This is a genomic window from Citrobacter sp. wls757, assembly GCF_005280935.1.
GTDB lineage: Bacteria > Pseudomonadota > Gammaproteobacteria > Enterobacterales > Enterobacteriaceae > Citrobacter > Citrobacter portucalensis.
Genome location: NZ_SZWU01000015.1, coordinates 238,108 through 240,845 on the forward strand (window position 1 = coordinate 238,108; position 2,738 = coordinate 240,845).

Sequence of the window (2,738 nt, forward strand, 5' to 3'; positions counted from 1 at the left end):
CACTTCCACCACAGCCAGGCCGCCAGCAGGGTGAGGGCGGCGAATATCGCCCCCTGCCACGCCCAGTCTAGCGGAACGAGCCAGACGACCAGACCGGTAATCACCGCTGCCACGCCGCTCCACAGCAGATAACCGTTGCCGCCCAGCATCTCGGCGGCCAGTAACAGACCACCGAGGCTGAGCCAGAAAATATGCGGGTGCACCAGAATCATCGCTATCATGATTTTTTCCGCTCGCTGGCGCTGTCCTTAACCAGTTCGGCGATCCCGGCAATGGAGCCCATCAGGCTGCTGGCATCCAGCGGCATCATCACCACTTTGCTGTTATTCGACGAGCCGATATGCTGCAGCGCTTCGGTGTATTTCTGTGCCACGAAGTAGTTCACGGCCTGAATATCCCCGGCGGCAATGGCCTCAGAAACCATCTGTGTTGCGCGGGCTTCTGCTTCTGCGGAACGTTCACGCGCTTCAGCCTGTAAAAATGCGGACTGACGTTCACCTTCCGCGATGAGGATTTTCGACTGCTTCTCACCTTCGGCCTTGACGATTTCCGCCTGGCGGATCCCTTCGGCTTCCAGAATGTAGGCGCGCTTGGTACGTTCGGCTTTCATCTGCGCGTTCATGGCGTCAATCAGTTCCGCCGGTGGACGCACGTCACGAATCTCAATACGGGTGATTTTGATGCCCCAGGGATTGGTGGCCTCATCAACAATATGCAGCAGGCGCGTGTTGATGTTGTCACGCTGGGAGAGCATTTCATCGAGCTCCATCGAGCCGAGAACAGTACGAATGTTGGTCATGGTCAGGTTGATGATCGCCAGTTCCAGGTTGCTGACTTCATACGCGGCTTTCGGCGCGTCGATCACCTGAATAAAGCACACAGCATCAATCGAGACGTTGGCGTTATCTTTGGAGATGACTTCCTGAGAGGGGATATCAAGCACCTGTTCCATCATATTGATCTTACGACCAATGCGGTCCATGAACGGTACAACAAGGCTTAAACCCGGTTGCAGGGTTTTGGTGTAACGGCCAAAACGCTCTACCGTCCACTGATATCCCTGCGGGACGATTTTGACGCCTGCGCCGACGATCACCAGCGCGACAAAAATAAGAATAGGAATAAAAATGAGCATTGATGAAACCTCCTGTTGTGCTGTCCTTTACTGCCTCATTAGTCAAATTATACCCGATTTATCAAGGTGGGCTCCCCTATAATAAATTACAGGGATAGACTATCTGCACGAAAGATGTAAAAAGGGATTGGTAATGGAAGAAAGCAGCATTCTGCTTCAGTTAAAAAATGTCGCATGGCAGGCAGGGGCGACGCAGGTTCTTAATAACATCTGTTTTGATCTCCGCGCCGGAGAATTTAAGCTGATTACCGGCCAGTCCGGCTGCGGTAAAAGTACGTTACTCAAGATAGTCGCGTCGTTAATTAGCCCGAGTTCTGGTGAAATCCTTTTTGAGGGTAAGGAGATATCAACGCTTAAGCCTGAAACTTATCGCCAGCAGGTCTCTTATTGCGCGCAAACGCCCGCTTTGTTTGGTGACACCGTTTACGACAATCTCATTTTCCCCTGGCAAATTCGCGACAAACGTCCGGATCCGGATGTGTTTCTGGCCGATCTGGCCCGCTTTGAGTTACCCGAGACGATCCTCAAAAAAAATATCAATGAGCTATCCGGCGGCGAAAAGCAGCGCGTCTCGTTAATTCGTAATTTGCAGTTTCTGCCGAAAATTCTGCTGCTTGATGAAATCACCAGCGCGCTGGATGAATCCAACAAGCGTAATGTGAACGAATTAATTCACCACTATGTTCGCGATAAGAATATTGCTGTGCTGTGGGTGACGCATGACAAAGATGAAATTGATCATGCGGATAACGTCATAACCCTTCAACCGCACGCCGGTGAAATGCAGGAAGTAAGTAATGAACGAGCATAATATTACCAATGAATCCCTGGCGTTAGCGATGATGCTGGTGGTGGTCGCGATACTGATCAGCAACAAAGAAAAGCTGGCGCTGGAAAAAGATATTCTCTGGAGCGTTTGCCGGGCAGTGGTTCAGCTTATTATCGTGGGCTACGTGCTGAAATATATTTTCGGCGTCAACCATAGCATTCTGACCTTATTGATGGTGCTGTTTATCTGCTTTAATGCGGCCTATAACGCGCAAAAACGCAGTAAATATATTGATAAAGCTTTTCTCTCGTCGTTTATTGCTATTACGGTGGGAGCGGGGCTAACGCTTTCGGTGCTGGTTCTTTCAGGCTCTATCGAGTTCACGCCGATGCAGGTCATCCCGATCTCCGGCATGATTGCAGGCAATGCGATGGTGGCGGTGGGGCTGTGTTACAACAATTTGGGGCAGCGGTTTAACAGCGAGCAGCAGCAAATTCAGGAAAAACTCAGCCTCGGCGCAACGCCGATGGTGGCTTCTGCACCGCTTATTCGCGACAGCATTCGCGCCTCGCTGATCCCGACGATTGATTCAGCGAAGACCGTGGGGCTGGTGAGTTTACCGGGAATGATGTCAGGACTGATCTTTGCAGGTATTGACCCGGTAAAAGCAATTAAGTATCAGATTATGGTGACGTTTATGCTGCTTTCAACCGCCAGCCTGTCGACCATTATCGCCTGCTACTTAACCTATCGGAAGTTCTATAATTCGCGCCACCAACTGGTGGTGACGCCATTAAAGAAACCGTGATGTGATGCCGTATGGCGGCTACCGCC

3 protein-coding genes and 1 pseudogene are annotated in these 2,738 nt (G+C 51.0%); 2 read left to right on the forward strand and 2 right to left on the reverse strand.

What is annotated here, in order from left to right:
- Nucleotides 1-221: pseudogene (locus tag FDW94_RS23795) on the reverse strand (NfeD family protein); the annotation flags it as partial.
- Nucleotides 218-1,135: an SPFH domain-containing protein gene (locus FDW94_RS02965; RefSeq protein ID WP_003831073.1), complete on the reverse strand. Its 918-nt coding sequence runs from the start codon at nucleotides 1,133-1,135 to the stop codon at nucleotides 218-220. The gene FDW94_RS02965 and the pseudogene FDW94_RS23795, both read right to left, overlap by 4 nt.
- A gap of 133 nt (nucleotides 1,136-1,268) precedes the next feature.
- Between FDW94_RS02965 and fetA the strand changes: the two genes are divergently transcribed.
- Complete coding sequence (gene fetA, locus FDW94_RS02970; RefSeq protein ID WP_137377102.1) at nucleotides 1,269-1,946, forward strand: iron ABC transporter ATP-binding protein FetA; 678 nt, start codon at nucleotides 1,269-1,271, stop codon at nucleotides 1,944-1,946.
- Nucleotides 1,933-2,712 carry an iron export ABC transporter permease subunit FetB gene (fetB, locus tag FDW94_RS02975; protein ID WP_137377103.1) on the forward strand — a complete coding sequence of 260 codons (780 nt, stop codon included), beginning with the start codon at nucleotides 1,933-1,935 and terminating at the stop codon, nucleotides 2,710-2,712. Before fetA ends, fetB begins: the two co-directional genes overlap by 14 nt.
- The last annotated feature ends 26 nt before the right edge of the window (nucleotides 2,713-2,738 follow it).